The organism is Mesobacterium pallidum, from assembly GCF_019966535.1.
Lineage (GTDB): Bacteria > Pseudomonadota > Alphaproteobacteria > Rhodobacterales > Rhodobacteraceae > Mesobacterium > Mesobacterium pallidum.
Map to the genome: position 1 here is coordinate 1 of NZ_JAIMID010000003.1, position 18431 is coordinate 18431.

19 protein-coding genes and 1 pseudogene are annotated in these 18431 nt (G+C 65.4%); 8 read left to right on the forward strand and 12 right to left on the reverse strand.

The annotated features are described in order from the left end of the window. Positions 1-322: 322 nt before the first annotated feature. Positions 323-1348: an IS1595 family transposase gene (locus MF270_RS05345; RefSeq protein ID WP_238364837.1), complete on the forward strand. Its 1026-nt coding sequence runs from the start codon at positions 323-325 to the stop codon at positions 1346-1348. A 100-nt stretch (positions 1349-1448) separates the two neighbouring features. Here MF270_RS05345 and rsgA read toward each other — a convergent pair. From rsgA to MF270_RS05360, 3 genes and pseudogenes are all read right to left on the reverse strand, one after another. Further along, positions 1449-2524 (reverse strand): annotated as a pseudogene (gene rsgA, locus MF270_RS05350) (ribosome small subunit-dependent GTPase A). A 4-nt stretch (positions 2525-2528) separates the two neighbouring features. Then, on the reverse strand, positions 2529-3068 hold the full coding sequence (locus MF270_RS05355; RefSeq protein ID WP_238364838.1) for a GNAT family N-acetyltransferase: 540 nt from the start codon (positions 3066-3068) through the stop codon (positions 2529-2531). A 29-nt stretch (positions 3069-3097) separates the two neighbouring features. Then, positions 3098-4267, reverse strand: coding sequence for a MerR family transcriptional regulator (locus tag MF270_RS05360; RefSeq protein ID WP_238364839.1), 1170 nt, complete (start codon positions 4265-4267; stop codon positions 3098-3100). A gap of 631 nt (positions 4268-4898) precedes the next feature. Between MF270_RS05360 and MF270_RS05365 the strand changes: the two genes are divergently transcribed. From MF270_RS05365 to MF270_RS05380, 4 genes are read left to right on the forward strand one after another with little or no spacing between them, the layout of a single operon-like run. Continuing rightward, complete coding sequence (locus tag MF270_RS05365) at positions 4899-5312, forward strand: hypothetical protein (protein ID WP_238364840.1); 414 nt, start codon at positions 4899-4901, stop codon at positions 5310-5312. A gap of 40 nt (positions 5313-5352) precedes the next feature. Beyond that, the gene (locus MF270_RS05370; protein WP_238364841.1) at positions 5353-5568 is read left to right on the forward strand and encodes a hypothetical protein; all 216 of its coding nucleotides are present in this window, start codon (positions 5353-5355) and stop codon (positions 5566-5568) included. Positions 5569-5617: 49 nt separating this feature from the next. After that, complete coding sequence (locus tag MF270_RS05375) at positions 5618-5968, forward strand: hypothetical protein (RefSeq protein ID WP_238364842.1); 351 nt, start codon at positions 5618-5620, stop codon at positions 5966-5968. Beyond that, a complete protein-coding gene (locus MF270_RS05380; RefSeq protein ID WP_238364843.1) occupies positions 5919-6356 on the forward strand; it encodes a hypothetical protein in 438 nt (145 codons plus the stop codon). Before MF270_RS05375 ends, MF270_RS05380 begins: the two co-directional genes overlap by 50 nt. A gap of 430 nt (positions 6357-6786) precedes the next feature. Here the strand turns inward: MF270_RS05380 and MF270_RS05385 are convergent, their stop codons facing one another. Further along, the gene (locus tag MF270_RS05385) at positions 6787-9078 is read right to left on the reverse strand and encodes an adenosylcobalamin-dependent ribonucleoside-diphosphate reductase (RefSeq protein ID WP_238364844.1); all 2292 of its coding nucleotides are present in this window, start codon (positions 9076-9078) and stop codon (positions 6787-6789) included. 117 nt (positions 9079-9195) lie between these two features. Here MF270_RS05385 and MF270_RS05390 point away from each other — a divergent pair, with 117 nt between their 5' ends. Continuing rightward, positions 9196-9627 carry a DUF1489 family protein gene (locus tag MF270_RS05390; RefSeq protein ID WP_238364845.1) on the forward strand — a complete coding sequence of 144 codons (432 nt, stop codon included), beginning with the start codon at positions 9196-9198 and terminating at the stop codon, positions 9625-9627. A gap of 102 nt (positions 9628-9729) precedes the next feature. Then, positions 9730-10590, forward strand: a complete 861-nt coding sequence (gene yghU / locus MF270_RS05395; RefSeq protein ID WP_238364846.1) for a glutathione-dependent disulfide-bond oxidoreductase — start codon at positions 9730-9732, stop codon at positions 10588-10590. 301 nt (positions 10591-10891) lie between these two features. On the opposite strand, the gene rsmD is transcribed toward yghU, so the two are convergent. Together rsmD and MF270_RS05405 are read right to left on the reverse strand one after the other, a co-directional pair. Beyond that, positions 10892-11449 carry a 16S rRNA (guanine(966)-N(2))-methyltransferase RsmD gene (gene rsmD, locus MF270_RS05400; RefSeq protein ID WP_238364847.1) on the reverse strand — a complete coding sequence of 186 codons (558 nt, stop codon included), beginning with the start codon at positions 11447-11449 and terminating at the stop codon, positions 10892-10894. Next, the gene (locus MF270_RS05405; RefSeq protein ID WP_238364848.1) at positions 11449-12657 is read right to left on the reverse strand and encodes an NAD(P)/FAD-dependent oxidoreductase; all 1209 of its coding nucleotides are present in this window, start codon (positions 12655-12657) and stop codon (positions 11449-11451) included. Before MF270_RS05405 ends, rsmD begins: the two co-directional genes overlap by 1 nt. An 88-nt stretch (positions 12658-12745) precedes the next feature. On the opposite strand from MF270_RS05405, the gene MF270_RS05410 reads away from it, so the two are divergent. Next, positions 12746-13237: a peroxiredoxin gene (locus MF270_RS05410; RefSeq protein WP_238364849.1), complete on the forward strand. Its 492-nt coding sequence runs from the start codon at positions 12746-12748 to the stop codon at positions 13235-13237. A 422-nt stretch (positions 13238-13659) separates the two neighbouring features. Here MF270_RS05410 and MF270_RS05415 read toward each other — a convergent pair whose 3' ends face one another. The 6 genes from MF270_RS05415 to MF270_RS05440 are packed head-to-tail and all read right to left on the reverse strand — an operon-like array spanning position 13660 to position 18355. Further along, complete coding sequence (locus MF270_RS05415; RefSeq protein ID WP_238364850.1) at positions 13660-14520, reverse strand: mechanosensitive ion channel family protein; 861 nt, start codon at positions 14518-14520, stop codon at positions 13660-13662. Next, the gene (locus MF270_RS05420; RefSeq protein ID WP_238364851.1) at positions 14517-14813 is read right to left on the reverse strand and encodes a 4a-hydroxytetrahydrobiopterin dehydratase; all 297 of its coding nucleotides are present in this window, start codon (positions 14811-14813) and stop codon (positions 14517-14519) included. The genes MF270_RS05415 and MF270_RS05420 overlap by 4 nt, the downstream gene beginning before the upstream one ends. Continuing rightward, complete coding sequence (locus MF270_RS05425; protein ID WP_238364852.1) at positions 14810-15997, reverse strand: GNAT family N-acetyltransferase; 1188 nt, start codon at positions 15995-15997, stop codon at positions 14810-14812. The genes MF270_RS05420 and MF270_RS05425 overlap by 4 nt, the downstream gene beginning before the upstream one ends. A gap of 59 nt (positions 15998-16056) precedes the next feature. After that, positions 16057-16821, reverse strand: a complete 765-nt coding sequence (locus tag MF270_RS05430; protein ID WP_238364853.1) for a glycerophosphodiester phosphodiesterase family protein — start codon at positions 16819-16821, stop codon at positions 16057-16059. Then, complete coding sequence (locus tag MF270_RS05435) at positions 16818-17279, reverse strand: RidA family protein (protein ID WP_238364854.1); 462 nt, start codon at positions 17277-17279, stop codon at positions 16818-16820. Before MF270_RS05435 ends, MF270_RS05430 begins: the two co-directional genes overlap by 4 nt. Then, positions 17276-18355 (reverse strand): hypothetical protein, encoded by a 1080-nt coding sequence (locus MF270_RS05440; RefSeq protein WP_238364855.1) that lies wholly within the window; start codon positions 18353-18355, stop codon positions 17276-17278. The genes MF270_RS05435 and MF270_RS05440 overlap by 4 nt, the downstream gene beginning before the upstream one ends. Between the last annotated feature and the right edge of the window lie 76 nt (positions 18356-18431).

An 18431-nucleotide genomic window follows, 5' to 3' on the forward strand; every position in this document is an offset into this window, starting at 1 on the left:
GGATGCTGTCGCCCGTCGAGTTCGAACGGCAGCGGAAACTGAGAGCCGAAGGCGTCTAAGAAACGCGGGGCTATTCAGCCCCCGCCAAGATCGAGCGACAGCGACGACGAAAGAAGGCCTTTCCTCACTGAGGGGCGCGCCGCGATAGCTTCAAACCCTATCCCGCTTATCCACCAAAAAAAGCAGCTAATAAAGCAAGGCGCTAACTTGGCTTGGCTTTTCCGCCATCTCGCCGCATTTTGCGCAGTTTTTCAGGTTTCTTCTTCGCCGAACACCCGCCGAGCCAACATTGCTTGACTGGCGGAACGAGCGGAGAGCCCTGATGATCACTGAACTGAAGTCGATCCCTGACATCTGGAAGCGGATGCCGAGCGAGATGCACGCGCGACGCTTCTTGGAGGGTATCATATGGTCAACCGGCAGGCACTGTCCGCATTGCGGGTCGGTGGCCTCGTCGGCGCTGCGCGGAAGGACCTGCCGACCGGGACTCTACCAGTGCCGAGACTGCCGTCTCCAGTTCACCGTCACCACGCTCACACCGATGCATGGCACCAAGCTCGACCTGCGTATCTGGATCTGCGCGATGTTCTTGGTGCTCACATCAAGTAAGGGCATCTCCTCGGTCGTGATGGCACGGCTGCTCGGCGTGAACCAGAAGACCGCGTGGAAGATGGGGCACGCCATCAGGGAAATGATGGACGACCGGAACGCCGAGCTGCTGCCGCTGCAGGGCATCGTCGCGGTGGACGAGGCGTATGTCGGGGGAGCCCCCAAATCCCTGTCAGGAGCCTATAATCCACGCGGTAAGGGCACTGGGAAGCCGATGATCTTCGTGGCGGCCTCTCGCGATGGACAGGCACGCGCCAGGGTCGTTTCCGATGACAAAAGGGCGACGCTCGAGCCGGTCCTCCTGGAGTGGATCGACCCTGAGACTACGAACCTGATGACAGATGGAAGCAAGAGCTACCGGGGGCTGGGACAGACGATGGCCGACCACCAGTATGTGATCCACAGCAAGAAAGAATATGCCAACCCTGAGACCGGCGCCCATGTGAACACGGCCGAGGCAGTCATCTCCCAGGTGCAGCGCGCTTTGGTCGGGGTCTACCACAATTTGGGGCGACAGCATCTCCAGCGATACCTCGACGAGATCGTCTGGCGGTGGAACCATCGCAACCCCGTCCGGGAGGTGGTCAAGAAATGGACGACGAAGGCCGGTGTCGAAAGGGAAAAATCAACAATGATCTGGAAGCCGATCCCGGTGGTCGACCAGATGCGTTTGTTGCTTCAGGGGGCTGTCGGCAAGCAGCTACGGCGTTCGAAGGAATACGGGCTATGCTGGCCTTGATACCAGCTCCCTGCGTTTGTGGTGCAGATGGGCGCCCAAGAGGCGTGAGGCGCAATGTCGGCTCCCAGCTTGGAGCGGACCGGATTGGCCGCGCTTGAAACTATCGTATTCGATCCGATTTCGCTTTCATCGCACTGCGAACGAGCTTGCCGAAGGCGCGGTCTTTTCCGCGGCGCTCGGCGAGGCTGGCAGAGTTAAAGGCGTCCTCGGCCTGGAGTTTGCGCCAGCGCGCGAGCCGCGCAGGGTCGAGGCTGCCGTCGTCTATTGCGGCGAGGATAGCGCAGCCGGGCTCGGTCTCGTGCTGACAATCCTTGAACCGGCACTGGGCGCTCAGCGCCTCGACATCCTCGAACACGTCAGCGATGCCGGCGGCCGCATCGGTCAGCTGCAATTCGCGCATGCCCGGCGTGTCGAGGACGAGGCAGCCACGGGGGTGGCGTGCAACTCGCGCCGGGTTGTGGTGTGCCGGCCCCTTGCGTCGTCTTCGCGGATGCCTTGGGTCGCGATCTCCTGCGTTCCCAGCAGCGCGTTGGTGAGGGTCGACTTGCCGACGCCGGAGGAGCCGAGGAAGGCGACTGTCCGTCCCGGTTTGCACCAGTCGGCCAGCGCCTTCGCGGGTTCTGCGCCACGGGCGTCAAGCGCCAACACCGGCACCCGGTCCGACACGGCTTGTGCCGCATCCACATAGGGCGCAGTGTCTTCTGTCAGGTCCGCCTTGGTCAGGACGATCACTGGCTCGATGCCCGCCTCGAAGGCGTGCGCAACGTAGCGCTCAAGCCGCGCCACGTTAAAATCCGCGTTGCAGGAGGTGACGACGAAGACGGTGTCGATGTTCGCCGCGATCAACTGCACTTCGCGCCCCGTGCCCGGCGCGCGGCGCTTGATGAGGCTCTTTCGCTCCAACACGTGGCTCGACCGGGGCCGCGCGCGGTCGAGCAGCAGCCAGTCGCCGACGGTCGCCTCCGGTCCGGGTGGGATGCACTCTTCGATGCCATCGCCCGCCACCTGCAGCCCGCTGCGATGAACTGCTACCACGCGGACCGGGGGCCTTGCGGTCAGAGCGTCGGCATCGATCTGGCTGGCGAAGGCCGAACCCCAACCGAGGCGTTCCAGCGCCGTGGGCTCGCGGCGCGCCGGGGTGCCACCCGGCAGGAAGACGGAGTAGTCGCGGACCATCGGTCTACCAGAGAGCCGGGTCGTCGAAGGCGGCAACGCAACGCGCCGGTCCTCTGATGAGCGTAAGCGGCGCGTCGGTCAGGGACTGTGCTATCCAGCCCTGCGGCTGGTTCAGCGGCTGAGGCGCGGGAAGGTCGGCCTCAGTGACGGACTGGAAGCCGACCCGGCCGTAGAAGGCCGGATCGCCGTAGGTCACGGCGATGTCCACGCCCTCCTGCCGGAGTGCGTCGAGGCCGTGCATGATGAGTCGCTGCCCGATGCCTTTGCCTTGATGCGCCGTCTTCACCGCCACGGGCGCCATCAGGAAGACCGTGCGCGGATCGCCCGCGTAGGTGAGGCGCGTGAAGAAGATCCCGCCGACAAGCGCGCCGTCCTCCGAGGCGATGAACACGCGCAGATCCTCACGGGCAGTCTCTGCGATCAGGCGGCGCACAAGGGCGCCGATCAGCGCGCCTTCCTCTGCGCCTTCCGAGGCCGTGAAGGTCGACGCAAACAGGTCCGCAATCGCCTCGGAGTGGGTGGTGTAATCCGTTGAATAGTTCATGTCTCGATCCTCTCTGGTGCCAGGCGGGGTCAGACCCGCTCCAGCACAAACATCTCGTAGCCGAACTGCCCGCGCCCGGCCTCCAACACGGCGATCTCGCGGCGCAGGTCTTCCAACACCCGGCTTCCCGCAAGACGCGGCTCGAGCGCGTCGAGCCGCGCGGCGAGCGGGCGGTAGTAGGTCTCCATCCCCTCTGGCCCGATGTCGAAATGACCGAGGACACGGTAGCCCGCGCGCCTGGCCTGCGCGACGCGGGTCGCGGGCGTCGCCATCGCGGGGTATTCAGCGGCCCAGAAGGCGCCGATCTCGCCGTCGGGTTTGTCGGTCCGCCAGACCATGTCGGAGAACACGAGGACGCCGTCGGGGCGGATGAGCGCCCGCCAGTCCGCAAGCGCCTTTTCCACGCCGAGGATGTAGGCGCTGCCCTCGGACCAGATCACATCCCAAGGGCACTCGGGGGCCGGAATTGCGGCCATATCGACGTTCTGCACCTCGATCCGGTCATTGAGGCCGCCCGCCGCGATCCGCGCCCTGAGTTTGTCGAGCGCAACCTCGGCTGTGTCGGTGGCCGTGATCCGCGCGGCGGTCGCCTCGGCCAGCGTCATCGTCGCCATGCCCGGGCCGCAGCCAATCTCGAGGATCGTCTCGGTCGCGAAAGGCAGCATGTCGAGCGCCCGGCGTGTCGCCTCTTCTGTTCCCGGGCCCCACCAGTCGAGGTCGGCGAACACCTCCATGAACCCGGCCATGTAGGCGTCATGGGCATTCATGTCCTTGGACACCAGCGCGATCAGCCCCGCCTCCGCGCTGGAAAAGCCCTGCGACATGAGCCAGGCGCGGTGCAGATCGGGCGCGACGCGCTCGACCTCTTCGTGCCAGTCCTTGAGGCTCGACTGTCCGAGCAGAGCCGCCAGAAGGTCGCGCGACCGCGTCTTTTCGGCGATCTCCGTGTCCAGCACGGCGAGGCGCCGCTCCAGCATCTCGCAGTCAAGCTTGCCATCGAGGCAGGCTTGGCATTCTTGCAGGCTCAGCCCACCCGCCTGAAGTTGCTGCATGAGCCGCAGCCGCTGCCGGTCGGCGTCAGAATAGACGCGATAGCCGTTCGCCTGGCGCTTGCCCTTCAGCAGGCCGATCTTCTCGTAGTAGAGCAGTGTCGCGCGCGACAGGCCCACGCTCTCCGCCAGTTCCGAAATATGATACATACGCTGCTTTTTCCGCTCACACCGATTCTCGACATTCAAAACCGTCCTAAAGTGTGAAGTTGTAGACAGGTCAAGTTCGTTGAGAGTGGAAATCGACATCGTCCCGCATAGCCGACTTCGAGGTCAAAAAGGCTGGGTTCTGATGCAGTTGCTTTCTTTGGTGGATAAGCGGGAACCCTATCCAAGGCGAACCCGCTCCGCGAGCGGCAATGCCCCTGTCTTGCAGCGTCAAGGACCTTGGATGGCGTCCGAGAGGGTCAACCAGGAACCTCAGAAAGGATTTTGAGGCGAGGTTCATTTGCACCAAACTACCAGTCTTTTCTGAGGTGTAGCAGATTTCGGACAGCCGGGAACCTTTTCGGACGGATTTCAGACGCGAATGGGCGCCTGCCCTGTTCATTTATTTCCGAGAATACGTCTGACCGGCGACTTGCTGGGCCGGGACACCCGATTGCCACGGGCAATGGTGAAGTTTTTCCTTCGCCCCGCAGAATATTGGCCAATCTCCATTTCGAGGACCGAAACAAAGACCCGCGAGCCCAAGAGAAGAGAAGGAGGGGCACGCCCAAAACGACTGCGGACAGGCTTGATGCTGCCACGACCGGCAGACGAGCAATCAAGGAGGACCACCATGCTGCGTAAGTTTCCCACGAAGACCCTGTCCGCAGATCTGCAACTCGCTGCCGTTCGCGCGCATTTCGACAAGCACGGATCCGCGCTGTGCAACGCCGCGGGGCTGATCGACGGCGACGCCGGAGCGGCCCGCGTCCTGCGCCTCATGTCCGGGCTGCGCGAAGCCGCGCGGCTGGGCCGGGCGGCGCGGCGCAGGCTGGTCGATCTGCACCGGCTCCTGTCTCTCGATCTGCTTGGCAATAGTCTCGACCCGGAGTTGTCGTACTGGCCCCTCCTCGATCCCGCGAGCCCGGAGGTGGAAGAGCTCTGCCTGCTCTCCGACCGGCTCTACGATCTTCTCGTCGAGATCGGAGAACTGGACGAGGACCGGGATGCGCTGGCGCTTGCCCTCCCGGCGCAGGACGCGGCCTGAACTGCGGCGCCGACCATGCGCATTTTGCACGGTCGGCGTCATGATCTGGGATGAGCGCAAAGCGCAGCCTCCCGACAGCGCAGCATCTGCGGCGGTACGGCCCAACAACAGAAAAAATCATGCCCCGGCAGATTTTTTCTTCGTCATCCCAACGAACGACCAATTTTCTCATCACCAGCACCCAAGACCAGCCGTTGAAACCAATCGAAAGGACACTGCCAACGCCCAAGCATCTCCCGACGACGGACGCCGATGAACCAGGCACAACAGCACCGTTTCCGCCACCGCATGAAAGGGAGAACATCATGCTCAACACCACCACACTCGACACTGCCGAGGCGCGTCTCGGCGCCGCCTATGCGGTGGAGCAGCACCTCCGCCGCCACGGCGCGAGTCTCTGCGACCTGCTCGATGCACTCGATGAGCCGAGCGGCTTCGCGGCGCTCTGTGACCTGCACGGCGCTTTCGGGCATCCGATCCCGGATACAGATGCCATCGAGGTCGCCCTCCGCAACATCCGTCGCATCCTGGCTGACCAGGCACCGTCGTCGCTCGACCGGATCGGGCATGAAAGGGGCTTGCCAGCCTCCGACATGACCCTCTGGCATGGCGCGCGAGTTAGCGATCTTCTGGCGCGGTTCCGTAATGCCGACTGAGACTGGGGCACGCTGTGCCCTTCAGGCGGCGCGCCAGCGCCGCCTGAGCGTTCATCCCGACGAATTCGGGATGGAACAGGACATCTGTGACGTGACGCTGTGGCTCATCGAGAAGCACGGCCTGTGTCGTGTGCACGTGTGGGTGGACCGGCACTACACGCAGATCGGACGGGAGATCGCTGGCGTGACCGTCATGACCTCTCCGATCCACCCCGCTCGACTGACCGAGGAGGCGCACAAGGCGTTTCTCGCCCTCGGCTACACGATCGAAGACACACGCGCAGACAACTACGGCCACCAGTTCTGCGACGGTCACCATTCGAAGCACGAAGCCATTCGGGCCTACGCGCGTATCGAGAATGCGGTGCGGCGCTGGCGATCACAGTAGGAAATTCATCGGAACCTTAAAAAAGGGCGGCGCAAGCCGCCCTTTTTGCGTTCTTATCTTTTCTTGGGCCGATACCTACCGACATTGCGCATCGAATTCCCGGCAAGTCATCGAAACGGACGCCGGTGTATTCTTTCCTGGCGGACTGGTCTACTGGGAACAGAAGCATAGCCGCGCCCCGAGCCCAAGAGCTCTATCGGCCACCGATAAGCTCAAAAAAAAAATTCGAAAACTGTTTCTGTCGCCCGATTCCGGTGCCCATATCCCTCAGGACAGAGCCGAAAGCGCCTTCCTGCGCGAAAATGGCAGAAATAGCGGAAAATCGGGCTCCTTTGCCCGATTGACCTTTTTCGCTTGCGGAATGGACGTTTCAAGCCCGCCGGTGGCCACTAATTGGTAGTGGCGATACAACATGCACCGCCGCGCCGCGTCAGCCGCACTTCGAATGCCCGCAGGAGGCGCAGGTCATGCAGCCTTCGACCATGCGCAGGTCGTACTGGCCGCAGGACGGGCAGGCCTTGCCGCGATTGCCGGTCTTGAGGTTCACCACCTGCGCCTGCGGGTCCGACTTCAGCCCCATGCCCTCGCCCTCGAGGAAGCCGGTCACGACCAGGTGCTTCTCGATCACGCCGCCGATCGCCGCGAGGATCGAGGGGATGTACTTGCCCTGCACCCAGGCGCCGCCGCGCGGGTCGAACACGGCCTTCAGCTCTTCGACCACGAACGACACGTCGCCGCCGCGTCGGAACACGGCCGAGATCATCCGCGTCAGCGCCACCGTCCAGGCGAAATGCTCCATGTTCTTCGAGTTGATGAAGACCTCGAAGGGCCGCCGGTGACCACCCACGACGATGTCGTTGATCGTCAGGTAGATCGCGTGCTCGCTGTCGGGCCATTTCAGCTTGTAGGTCGCGCCGTCCAGTTCCGTCGGGCGGTCCAGCGGCTCGGTCATGTAGACCACGTCGCCATGGGGGCGCTGCGGCTCGGCATCGTCGTTGGCGATGACCTCGGGGGCGGCCTTCTTGTCCTCGCTCACCGTCAGCACCGACCCGGTCACATCGTTCGGACGGTAGGTCGTGCAGCCCTTGCAGCCGGTCTCATACGCCTGCATGTAGACGTCCTTGAAGGCGTCAAAGCTGATGTCCTCGGGGCAGTTGATCGTTTTCGAGATCGAGCTGTCGATCCATTTCTGCGCTGCCGCCTGCATCTTGACGTGGTCCTGCGGGTCCAGCGTCTGGGCGTTGACGAAGAAGTCGGGCAAAGCAGCATCGCCGAACTTCTCGCGCCAGAGCTGGACGGCGTAGTCGACCACCTCTTCCTCGGTGCGCGAGCCGTCGCGCTGCAGCACCTTGCGGGTGTAGGCATAGGCAAAGACCGGCTCGATGCCGGAGCTCACGTTGCCGGCGTAGAGCGAGATCGTCCCGGTCGGCGCGATGGAGGTCAGCAGGGCGTTGCGGATGCCATGTTCGGCGATCTGGGCGCGCACGTCATCGCCCATGTTCATCATGTTGCCCGAGGCCAGGTAGCCCTCGGCGTCGAACAGCGGGAAGGCGCCCTTTTCCTTGGCCAGCTCGACCGAGGCGAGGTAGGAGGCGCGGGCGATGGCATGGAGCCATTCCTCGGTCTGGGCGGCGGCCGCGTCCGAGCCGTAGCGCTGGCCGAGCATCAGCAGCGCATCGGCGAGGCCCGTGACGCCAAGGCCGATGCGGCGCTTGTTCTGCGCCTCGACGCGCTGCGCCTCGAGCGGGAACTGGCTGGCGTCGACCACATTGTCCATCATGCGCACGGCGGTGCGGACCAGCTCGTTCAGCGCCTCGATGTCGAGCTTGGCGGCCTTTTCGAACGGATCGGTCACCAGCCGGGCAAGGTTGATCGAGCCCAGCAGGCAGGCGCCATAGGGCGGCAGGGGCTGTTCGCCGCAGGGGTTCGTGGCGGCGATGGTCTCGATGTAGTTGAGGTTGTTCGCGGCGTTGATGCGGTCGATGAAGATCACGCCCGGTTCGGCGTAATCGTAAGTCGATTGCATGATCTTGTTCCACAGGTCGCGCGCCTCGACCGTGTGGTAGACCTTGCCGTCGAACTGCAGGTCCCAGGACCCGCCCGACTTGACCGCCTCCATGAAGGCGTCGGTGACCAGCACCGAGAGGTTGAACATCCGCAGCCGCGCGCTGTCGGACTTGGCGGTGATGAACTGTTCGATGTCCGGGTGATCGCAGCGCATGGTCGCCATCATCGCGCCCCGGCGGCTGCCGGCCGACATGATCGTTCGGCACATGGCGTCCCAGACATCCATGAACGACAGCGGGCCCGAGGCATCCGCCGCCACGCCCTTCACATCCGCGCCCTTGGGCCGAATGGTGCTGAAATCATAACCGATGCCCCCGCCTTGCTGCATGGTCAGCGCGGCCTCTTTCAGCATGTCGAAGATCCCGCCCATGCTGTCGGGGATCGTGCCCATGACAAAGCAGTTGAACAGCGTCACCTTGCGCGCCGTGCCCGCGCCGGCGGTGATGCGGCCGGCGGGCAGGAACTTGAAATCCTCCAGCGCGGCAAAGAACTTGTCTTCCCAGGCCTCGGGCTCGGCCTCGACCCGTGCGAGATCGCGCGCGATGCGGCGCCAGGTGTCCTCGACGCTCTTGTCATGCGGCGTGCCGTCGGCAGCTTTGAAACGGTACTTCATGTCCCAGATCTGCTCGGCGATCGGGGCTGCGAAACGGGTCATGGCGCGATTCCCTTGTTCGGAGGAAGGGCCAGACTACCTCAAATGCAGGGGATCACACAAGCGCTTGCAGCTGCGCGCCGGGACACTACCATATATGCGTGGATTGAGGGTGAATCTGTGGATAAATACGTGAATATCCTGAAGCTGAGCGTCGGCACCGAAGGGGTCGAGGACCTGGCCGCCTGGCAGGCCATGCGCGCGGCGCAAATGGCGGATGGCTGCCCGCGCCACGTGACGCGGATGTTCCCCAAACGGCGGGACGAGATCCTGAACGGCGGGTCGATCTACTGGGTCATCAAGGGCTTCATCCAGTGCCGCCAGCGCATCCTCGGCCTTGACGAGGTGACGGGCGAGGACGGCATTGCCCGCTGCGCCATCGTGCTCAACCCCGAGCTGCACCGCACCACGCCCGCCCCGCGGCGGCCGTTCCAGGGCTGGCGCTACCTTGCGCCGGGCGACGCGCCCGCCGACATGGGCGCGCGGCGCGAGACGGACGACGAGCTGCCGCCCGAACTGGCCGGCGCGCTGGCGGATATCGGCGTCTTCTGACGGCAGACCTGCGCCGCCGCACAGCCTGAATGCACCGTGCCCTCTGGCGAATCCCGCGCGAGAAGCTAGGCTTTTCCGCGACACCGGAACCGGAGACGCGACATGACCGAGAACTACACCCCCCCGAAAGTCTGGACCTGGGACAAGGAGAACGGCGGCCAGTGGGCCTCGCTCAACCGGCCCATCGCCGGGGCAACCCATGACAAGGAGCTGCCGGTCGGCAAGCATCCGTACCAGCTTTATTCGCTGGCGACACCGAACGGGCAGAAGGTGACCATCCTGCTCGAAGAGTTGCTGGCCGCCGGGGCGGACGCGGAATACGACGCCTGGCTGATCAAGATCGGCGATGGCGACCAGTTCGGCTCGGGCTTCGTCGAGATCAACCCGAACTCCAAGATCCCCGCGCTGGTGGACCGGTCCGGCCGCGAGCCGGTGCGCGTCTTCGAAAGCGGCGCGATCCTGATGCACCTGGCCGAGAAATTCGGCATGTTCCTTGGCGATCCGGCCAAACGGCCCGAGATGCTGTCCTGGCTCTTCTGGCAGATGGGCAGCGCGCCCTATCTCGGCGGCGGCTTCGGGCATTTCTACGCCTATGCGCCCTACCCGATGGAATACCCGATCAACCGCTTCGCGATGGAGGTGAAGCGCCAGCTCGACGTGCTCGACAAGCACCTGGCTGATCACCAGTTCATGACCGGCAGCGACTACACCATCGCCGATATCGCGATCTGGCCTTGGTACGGGCGCACGGTGCAGGGGCAGTCCTACAACGCGGGCGAATTCCTTGACGTCGGGATCTACAAGAACGTGATCCGCTGGGCCGAAGAGATCGGCGCCCGCCCGGCCGTGCAGCGCGGACGCATGGTCAACAAGGCCTTCGGCGAGCCGCATGAGCAGTTGCACGAGCGGCACGACGCCAGCGATTTCGAGACGAAGACGCAAGACAAGATCGGCACTGCCTGAGGCTGGCCGGGGATGGGGGGCCAGCCCCCCGTCGCCTGCGGCGCCTCCCCCCGGGACATTTCCGGAAAGATGAAGGGGCTGGGCGGCGCGCCTGGCCTTTCATCTTTCGGCAAATATGCCCGCCGGAGGCTTCCCGGACCTCGGGGAATGCCCGGGCGTCAGCGGTGTTCGACCACGCCCCTGCTTTCACTTTTCCAAAAATACTCTCGCCGAAGGCGCTTGATGGCCGCCGCCGGAGTGAGGGGCCAGCCCCTCACGCTCCCCGGAGTTTACTCGGCAAGATGAAGAGGGATCGGGTCAGTTACGCGGGGGCAGACAGGAAGGTCACGTGGGTGTCGCCGAAACGGCGGGTGTCGAGGGGCGTAAAGCCCTCGGGCGCTTGCTGCGGGGTGCTTTCCTCCCAGACCACCAGCGCCTCGGGGGCCAGCCAGCCGCCCGCCGTGGCCGCAGCCAATGCGGCCTGGCCCATCGCCTTTCCATAGGGCGGATCGAGGAAGACCAGCGCGGCCGGAGCCCCCGTGTTGGCGGGCAGCTTGCGGGCATCGCGGGTGAGGATCGTGGCGGGCGCGTCCAGCGTGCGGATGTTCTCGCGCAGGAGCTTGCCCGCCGCGCGGCCATCGTCGACGAAAGTGGCGTGGACGGCCCCGCGCGACAGCGCCTCAAGCCCCAGCGCGCCGGTGCCGGCGAAGAGGTCGAGCACCTCGCCCCCCCCCAGCGGATCGCCGAAGCGCCCGCCCGCGAGGATCGAGAACAGGCTCTCGCGCACCCGGTCCGTGGTGGGCCGCAGATGCGCCCCGGCGTCGCCCTTGCCGACCGACGCGAGGCGCCGGCCGCGCCACTCTCCGGCGATGATCCGCATCAGGCTTTCAAGAGCGCCTTGAGTTCGGTCGCGGGGTCCGCGATGGCCGCCGGGTCGGGAGACTTGCCACTCTCGATCAGGCGCTTGCCGACCATGTAGCTGCGCGCGTCGTTCATCGCGTCGAGCGCCAGCAGCTGATCGCCCTTGTAGTACCAGAAGGAGACCGCCCCGCCCTCGCCGTGACGGGTCACCACCTTGTCATAGCCGGTCGACAACCCGGCGATCTGCAGCTTGGTGTCGTATTGATCCGACCAGAACCAGGGCTTGGCGAGGTAGGGTTTCCCGGCCCCCAGCATGTTCTGGGCCACGATCTCGGCCTGGTCGATGGCATTGCCGACGCTTTCCAGCCGCATCCGCGCGCCGCCCTGCGGGAAGCTGGCGCAATCGCCCGCCGCCCAGATCGACGGGTCCGAGGTCCGGCCATGCTCATCCGTCCAGATGCCGTTCTCGATCTTCAGCCCCGCCGCCTCGGCCAATTCCGAGGCGGGCATGATACCGACGCCGACGATGACGAAATCGACCGGCAACTCGGTGCCGTCCGACAGCACCGCGCCCGTGACCTTGCCTTCGCCCGTCAGGCGCGTGAGGCCGGTGCCTTCAAGGATCTTCACCCCGTGATCGCCATGCAGCTTGCGGAAATAGGCCGAGGTCTCGGGCGAGGCGACGCGCTGCAGGATGCGGTCGGACATCTCGACCAGGGTCACGTCGAGGCCGCGCTTGGCCGCGACCGCCGCCGCCTCGAGCCCGATGTAGCCGCCCCCGACGATCAGCACCTTCGCCCCTTCGACGAAACGCGGCGCCATGGCGTCGACGTCCCGAAGGTCCCGCACGGTCAGCACGCCATCGAGGTCGCCGCCGATGGCCGCCGGCAGGCGCCGCGGCCAGGACCCCGTGGTCAGGGCCAACTGGTCGTAGCGCAGCGTCTCTCCGTCCAGCGTCACGGTCCTGGCCGCCGGGTCGATCGCCGAGACCTGCGCGCCGAGGCGCAGCGTGATACCCTGGTCGGCATAGTAGCTTTCGGGCCGCAGGTAGAGCCGCTCGACCGGCATGTCGCCAAGCAGGTAGGCCTTGGAAAGCGGCGGTCGCTGGTAGGGCGGATGCGGCTCCTGGCCCACCAGGGTGATCTCTCCGTCAAAGCCCGAGGTCCGCAGCTTGCTGACGAGGGAGCTGCCGGCCTGCCCGGCCCCGATGACGACGATTTGGCTCATGTTTGTCCCTTTCCAACTTTCCGTTGGCCCCATTTCGGCGCGACCCTATAACTTGCAGCACAGGAAACGCAATTGCGGAAGGACCGCCATGACCATCACCACCGGAGATACCCTGCCCACGGCCAGCCTGCTGACCATGGGCGACAAAGGCCCCGCCCCCGTCGCGCTGGGCGACAAGCTGAGCGGCCGCAAGGTCGTGATCTTCGGCCTGCCCGGGGCCTATACCGGGGTCTGCAGCACGGCCCATGTGCCCAGCTTCATCCGCACCAGGGACCAGTTCGCCGCCAAGGGCGTGGACGAGATCATCTGCGTCTCGGTCAACGATCCCTTCGTCATGGGCGCCTGGGCCAAGGACACGGGCGCGGATGCGGCCGGGCTGACCTTCCTCGCCGATGCCGAGGGCGCCTTTACCAAGGCGATCGGGATGGATTTCACCGCGCCGCCGGCCGGGCTGATCGGCCGCTCCAAGCGCTATGCCATGCTGGTCGAGGATGGTGTCGTGAAAGTGCTGAACGCCGAGGAAAGCCCCGGTGTTTGCGAGGTCAGTGCGGGCGAAGGCCTGCTGGCCGACATCGGCTGAGCCATTTGACTGGCCGGGGATGGGGGGCCAGCCCCCCGTCGCCCTTGGCGACCCCCCCCGGGATATTTCCGGAAAGGTGACGGGATGGGCAGCGCGCCCGGCCTTTCATCTTTCCTCAAATATGCCCGCCGGAGGCCTGCCTTGCATCGGGGACTGCCCGGGCATCGGCGGTCTTGGACTACGCCCCCTGCTTTCACTATTCCAAAAATACTCGAGCGCCGCCCGAAGTGGCAGGCGCAGATGTGAGGGGCCAGCCCCTTACGCACCCCGGAGTTTATTGGCAAGATGAAGGGGGATCTTCCCGGACAAGACACGCAGGCTGCATGCCAGGCCAGTACTCTCGGGAGGCACTGCGGGGGCGCGCGCAGCGCGCCCCCGCCCCCGGGCGACGCCGTCAGGCGGCGCAACCCCTTGGCGCGAGGTTACTCGGCCGCGTCCTTTTCCATGAGCAAGGTCCGGGTCGGGAAGGGGATCTCGACCCCGCCGGCATCCAGCGCCTCCTTCACCTTGCGTTTCATGTCCGCCTGGTAGGCGAAGTAATCGGACGATTTCACCCAGACCCGCACCAGGAAATCGACCGAGAAATCGCCGAGGTTGTTGACCTGGAAGAAGGGCGCCGGCTCGGTCATCGACCGCGGATCCGACAGGATCGTGTCGCGGATGATCTCTTCGGCCTGTTTCAGGTTGGCGCCATAGGCCACGCCGAAGGTCCATTCCGCCCGCCGCGTGTCGTAGATCGAGTAGTTGGTGATCACGTTGCCCCAGACCTCTGAGTTCGGCACGATCACCTGCACGTTCGACAGGTTCGCCAGCTCGGTGTAATTCAGCGAGATATTCTTGACCGTCCCGTTGACCCCGGCCACCTCGACGAAATCACCGTTCTTGATCGGTCGGAAGAGGATGATCATCACCCCCGCCGCCACGTTCGACAGCGTGCCCTGCAGCGCGAGGCCGATGGCCAGGCCGGCGGCACCGATCGCCGCCACCATCGAGGTCGTCTGGATCCCGAAGGTGTTCAGGACGAACAGCGCGGCAAAGGCCAGGATCGTGTAGCGCGCGATCGAGGCGAGGAACTCGAACAGCGTGTCGTCGAGGCTCTTGTGCCGCGCCGCCAGCCTGCGGATGCGGCGGCTGATCCAGCCCGAGATCATGAAGGCGAGGACAATGATCACCATCGCCGAAAGCAGGTTGCCGAAGATCGAGGCCAGCGCCTCGAGCGTCAGCAGGTCCGAAAGCGTGCGGCCGTTCCAGATCTCGGTATTCATCAGTTGGTCGAGGGTCATGTTGCCAGTTGGTCCATTTTTCTTGCCAGTTTCACGTCGAGCGACGACAGCCCGTCCACGTCATGGGTGGTCAGCGTGACCGACACCGTCTTGTAGACATTGCGCCACTCGGGGTGGTGGTTCCATTTCTCGGCCCAGATCGCGCAGCGCGTCATGAAGCCGAAGGCGGCCACGAAGTCGTCAAAGACGAAGTCCTTGCAGATCGCGTCACGGTCTTCATCCAGCGTCCAGCCGGTCTCGATCAGCGGGGCCAGCATGGTCTTGCGGCCGGTGTCGCTCAGTTTCTCGGTCATTCCTGTTCCTCCGGTTGGTCGCGGCGGAAGGGGCCGTAGGCAGTGAGGATCTCGACATCCTCCTCCACCGCGCGGCGCTCCGCCTCGAGGAAATCCTCCACCGCACGGCGAAAGCCGGGATCGGCGATCCAGTGCAGCGAATGGGTCAGCGTCGGCATGTAGCCGCGCGCCAGCTTGTGTTCGCCCTGCGCCCCGGCCTCGACTCGTTTCAGCCCGTGAGAGATGGCCCAGTCGATGGCCTGATAGTAGCACAGTTCGAAATGCAGGCAGGGGTGGTGTTCGATGCATCCCCAATACCTGCCGTAAAGCGTCTCGCGCCCGGCGAAGTTCAGCGCACCGGCAACGGGCCGCCCGTTGCGGATCGCGAGACCCAGCACCACGTCGTCACGCATCGTTTCTTGCACGATGTCGAAGAACCGCCGCGTCAGGTAGGGCGAGCCCCATTTCCGCGCCCCGGTGTCCTGGTAGAAGGTCCAGAAGGCATCCCAGTGTTCCGGCTCGATCTGATCCCCGGTCAGCATCACGATCTCGCCGCCGAAATCCTGCGCGGTCCGCCGTTCCTTGCGCAGCGTCTTGCGCTTGCGCGAGCTGAGCGAGGCGAGGAAACCGTGGAAATCGGCGTAGCCGTCGTTCTCCCAGTGGAATTGCTGCGAGGCGCGGGGCATCAGGCCCATCTCGGCGCCCGCCTCGGCCTCGTCTTCGGTGCAGAAGGTCACGTGCAGGGACGACACGTTGTGATTGGCGGCGAATTGCACCGCGCCCTGAACGAGGGCCGCGCGGCCGGTCTCCTCGTACCCCGGCTTGCACAGGAACCGCCGGCCGGTGGCGGGGGTGAAGGGCACGGCGATCTGGAGCTTGGGGTAGTAACGCCCCCCGGCCCGTTCATAGGCATGGGCCCAGCTGTGGTCGAAGATGTATTCGCCCTGGCTGTGCCCCTTGGCATAGAGCGGCGCGACGGCAAAGGGCGTGCCCTCGGCCCGGGCCACGAGGTAGCGCGGCTCCCACCCCGTGCCGGGGCCGACCGAGCCGCTGTCCTCGAGCGCCTTCAAAAACCGCCAGGTGGTGAAGGGATCGCTGGGCCGGCCGCCGTCCGTTGCCTCGGGGCAGGCGCAGGCATCCCACTCTGTCTGGCTGACCTGCGCCAGCGAGGTCAGCACGGAAACGTCAATCGTGTCGTCGGTCATGGGGTCTTTGGGGTCCAGCCTTGCCTGCCGCCTATCATCTGAGGCGCAAACGGCCCGGTTCAAGCCGGGAGTTCGGGCCGATAGCCTTCGAAGGTGATATTGTCGGCGTAGATCCGGGCCCGTGCCTCGTCTTCCGGCGACTTCACCGTCCAGCACAGCACCGGCACGCCGGTTGACCGCAGCTCGGCCACGCGGACGCGGTTCAGGTCATGCAGTTCGTGGCTGATGAAGGACGCGCCGCAGGTCTCGAAATCGGGCATGTTGCGCAGGTGCATGCAGACGCGGGGCGGCAGCGGCGCCCAGTCGCCCGGGTCGAATTCCGACGTGGTCAGCCCGCGCGGCCATTGCGACGCGATCCGGCTCAGCACGGCCACGGAATGCGGGTTGAACGACATCAGCGCCGCGGGGCCCTCGTAATCCTGCAAGGCAGCGGCCGTCGCCACCTCGAGCTTGCCCACGTCCGGGCCCATCTGGCCGTCCTGGTCCTTGAGCTCGATCAGCAGCGGCGCGCGCCCGGCGACCAGCGCCAGCACCTCGCGCAGGGTCGGGATGCCCTCGCCGTTCCCGCCCGACAGCGGGATCGCGCCCAGCGCGGCGGCATCGCGCTTTCGCACCGGGCCGCTCTCGCCGGTCAGCCGCCCGAGGTCGTAGTCGTGAAAGACCATCGCTTCCTCGTCGCGGCTGAGTTGCAGGTCCAGCTCGATCCCGTAGCCCGCCGCGATCGCCGCCTCGAAGGCGGCGCGGCTGTTCTCGGGCACGCCGTCCCCGTGCAGGCCCCGGTGGGCCAGCGGCAGGTGCAGGAATATGTCGGGCAGCGCCGTCATGCGATCTTGAAGATCCCCTCGATTTCCACCGCGCAACCCAGCGGCAGGACGGCGCCCACCGCGCTGCGGGCATGGCGGCCCTTGTCGCCCAGCGCCTCGACCAGGAAGTCGGAGCAGCCGTTCACGACTTTCGGCTGCTCGGTGAACTCGGGCGTGCAGTTGACGAAGGCGGTCAGCTTGACCACGCGGACGAGCCGGTCGAGGTCCCCACCGCAGGCCGCCTTGACCTGGGCCAGCAGGCTGAGCGCGCAGCATTTCGCCGCCGCCGCGCCCTGTTCCGTCGTCATCGTGTCGCCCAGCCGGCCCAGCACGAGGCCGTCCGCGTTCATGCTCACCTGGCCCGAGACATAAAGCGTGTCGCCGTCGATGACATAGGGCACGTAGTTGGCGGCCGGGGCGGCGGCCTCGGGCAGGGTTTCGCCCAGTTCGGTGATACGGGTTTCGACTTTTCCGGTCATGCGTCGGCCTTTCGCTTGTGTTTGGTCTTGCCCTTGCCCGCCGCCTTGTCGCGGTTCGGGAAGGGGTCCATGATCTCTTCGGCGATGATCTGCATCGCCTCGGTCGTGAGGTAGGACATGATCCAGTCCCGCACCCTCATCTTTGTCCAGCTTTTCAACACCGACATGTCAGTGCCTTCGGGCGCGGTCGGCAGCGGTGTCTGGCCCGCGAGGTAGCGGTCGTTGATATAGGTGATGTCGTCCGAGGCGCGGGCGAGGATGGCCGCGTTCACCTCTGCATCGGTCAGCTTGAGCTTGGGCAGCGCGTTGATCCGGTCCGAGCCGCGCAGGATGCCCATGATACGCTCTCGTTCGGGGGTCAGCTTGCCCCGGTCCCAGGTCTCGTTGACGCCGAGCAGCCAGGCCACCGCCGCGCCCGAGAGCGATTCGTTGCTGCTGACCGAAGGGATGTCGATCGGCGTGTCGCTGTCGATCAGCGACAGGAAATCGCGCACCACGTCACCGCCCACGAGGTTCGCGCGGTCAAAGGACCGGATGCGCACCTTGCCCGGCGCCATCTGGCTGGCAAAGGCGTCGATCTGGCCGCGCAACGGGTAGGGTTTTGAGCCGGGCGTGCCCAGCGCCGCCAGCCGGATGCCGCTGGCGACCCGCTGCTGCAGGCCCGAGGTATACAGGCTGTCGGGCGCCCGCGCATAGGCCACCAGCGTGATGTCGTCAAAGATCTCGCGGAAGGCCGCGACGGTCTTTTCCGCCGCCTCGGCCGGGAAAAAGGCGAAATGCTCGCTGGACACGACGCAGGTGTGGGCATCGCTCGCCGTCACCGTGTCGGCCAGGTCTTTCCAGAACGCGCGGCTCCATTCCCGGGCTGCCCGGGGGCGCGGGAACTGCGCGCGCACACCGGGGCTTTCCAGCAGCCTGTCATGGGCAAAGCGCAGTACAAGCCCCATGATCGGCATCGTGTCTGGCGTGTGATACAGCACCCCCTGCCGCGCCAGCGCCTCCTGCCCGCGCTGCAGCGAATTCTGGATCGAGGTACTGCCGGTCTTGTGCGGACCGATATGCAGGACAAGCTTCACGCCGCGTCTCCCTGGGTCTTGGGTCGCGCCGGGCCGGCGCGTTAACCCCATCCTTATGCATGCGCGCAGGTGGCGG

Bases quoted from the DNA above. Each gene is read 5' to 3' on its own strand.
- MF270_RS05345 (WP_238364837.1), top strand. From the start codon at position 323: ATGATCACTGAACTGAAGTCGATCCCTGACATCTGGAAGCGGATGCCG.
- MF270_RS05355 (WP_238364838.1), bottom strand. From the start codon at position 3,068: ATGAACTATTCAACGGATTACACCACCCACTCCGAGGCGATTGCGGAC.
- MF270_RS05360 (WP_238364839.1), bottom strand. From the start codon at position 4,267: ATGTATCATATTTCGGAACTGGCGGAGAGCGTGGGCCTGTCGCGCGCG.
- MF270_RS05365 (WP_238364840.1), top strand. From the start codon at position 4,899: ATGCTGCGTAAGTTTCCCACGAAGACCCTGTCCGCAGATCTGCAACTC.
- MF270_RS05370 (WP_238364841.1), top strand. From the start codon at position 5,353: ATGATCTGGGATGAGCGCAAAGCGCAGCCTCCCGACAGCGCAGCATCT.
- MF270_RS05375 (WP_238364842.1), top strand. From the start codon at position 5,618: ATGCTCAACACCACCACACTCGACACTGCCGAGGCGCGTCTCGGCGCC.
- MF270_RS05380 (WP_238364843.1), top strand. From the start codon at position 5,919: ATGGCGCGCGAGTTAGCGATCTTCTGGCGCGGTTCCGTAATGCCGACT.
- MF270_RS05385 (WP_238364844.1), bottom strand. From the start codon at position 9,078: ATGACCCGTTTCGCAGCCCCGATCGCCGAGCAGATCTGGGACATGAAG.
- yghU (WP_238364846.1), top strand. From the start codon at position 9,730: ATGACCGAGAACTACACCCCCCCGAAAGTCTGGACCTGGGACAAGGAG.
- rsmD (WP_238364847.1), bottom strand. From the start codon at position 11,449: ATGCGGATCATCGCCGGAGAGTGGCGCGGCCGGCGCCTCGCGTCGGTC.
- MF270_RS05405 (WP_238364848.1), bottom strand. From the start codon at position 12,657: ATGAGCCAAATCGTCGTCATCGGGGCCGGGCAGGCCGGCAGCTCCCTC.
- MF270_RS05410 (WP_238364849.1), top strand. From the start codon at position 12,746: ATGACCATCACCACCGGAGATACCCTGCCCACGGCCAGCCTGCTGACC.
- MF270_RS05415 (WP_238364850.1), bottom strand. From the start codon at position 14,520: ATGACCCTCGACCAACTGATGAATACCGAGATCTGGAACGGCCGCACG.
- MF270_RS05420 (WP_238364851.1), bottom strand. From the start codon at position 14,813: ATGACCGAGAAACTGAGCGACACCGGCCGCAAGACCATGCTGGCCCCG.
- MF270_RS05425 (WP_238364852.1), bottom strand. From the start codon at position 15,997: ATGACCGACGACACGATTGACGTTTCCGTGCTGACCTCGCTGGCGCAG.
- MF270_RS05430 (WP_238364853.1), bottom strand. From the start codon at position 16,821: ATGACGGCGCTGCCCGACATATTCCTGCACCTGCCGCTGGCCCACCGG.
- MF270_RS05435 (WP_238364854.1), bottom strand. From the start codon at position 17,279: ATGACCGGAAAAGTCGAAACCCGTATCACCGAACTGGGCGAAACCCTG.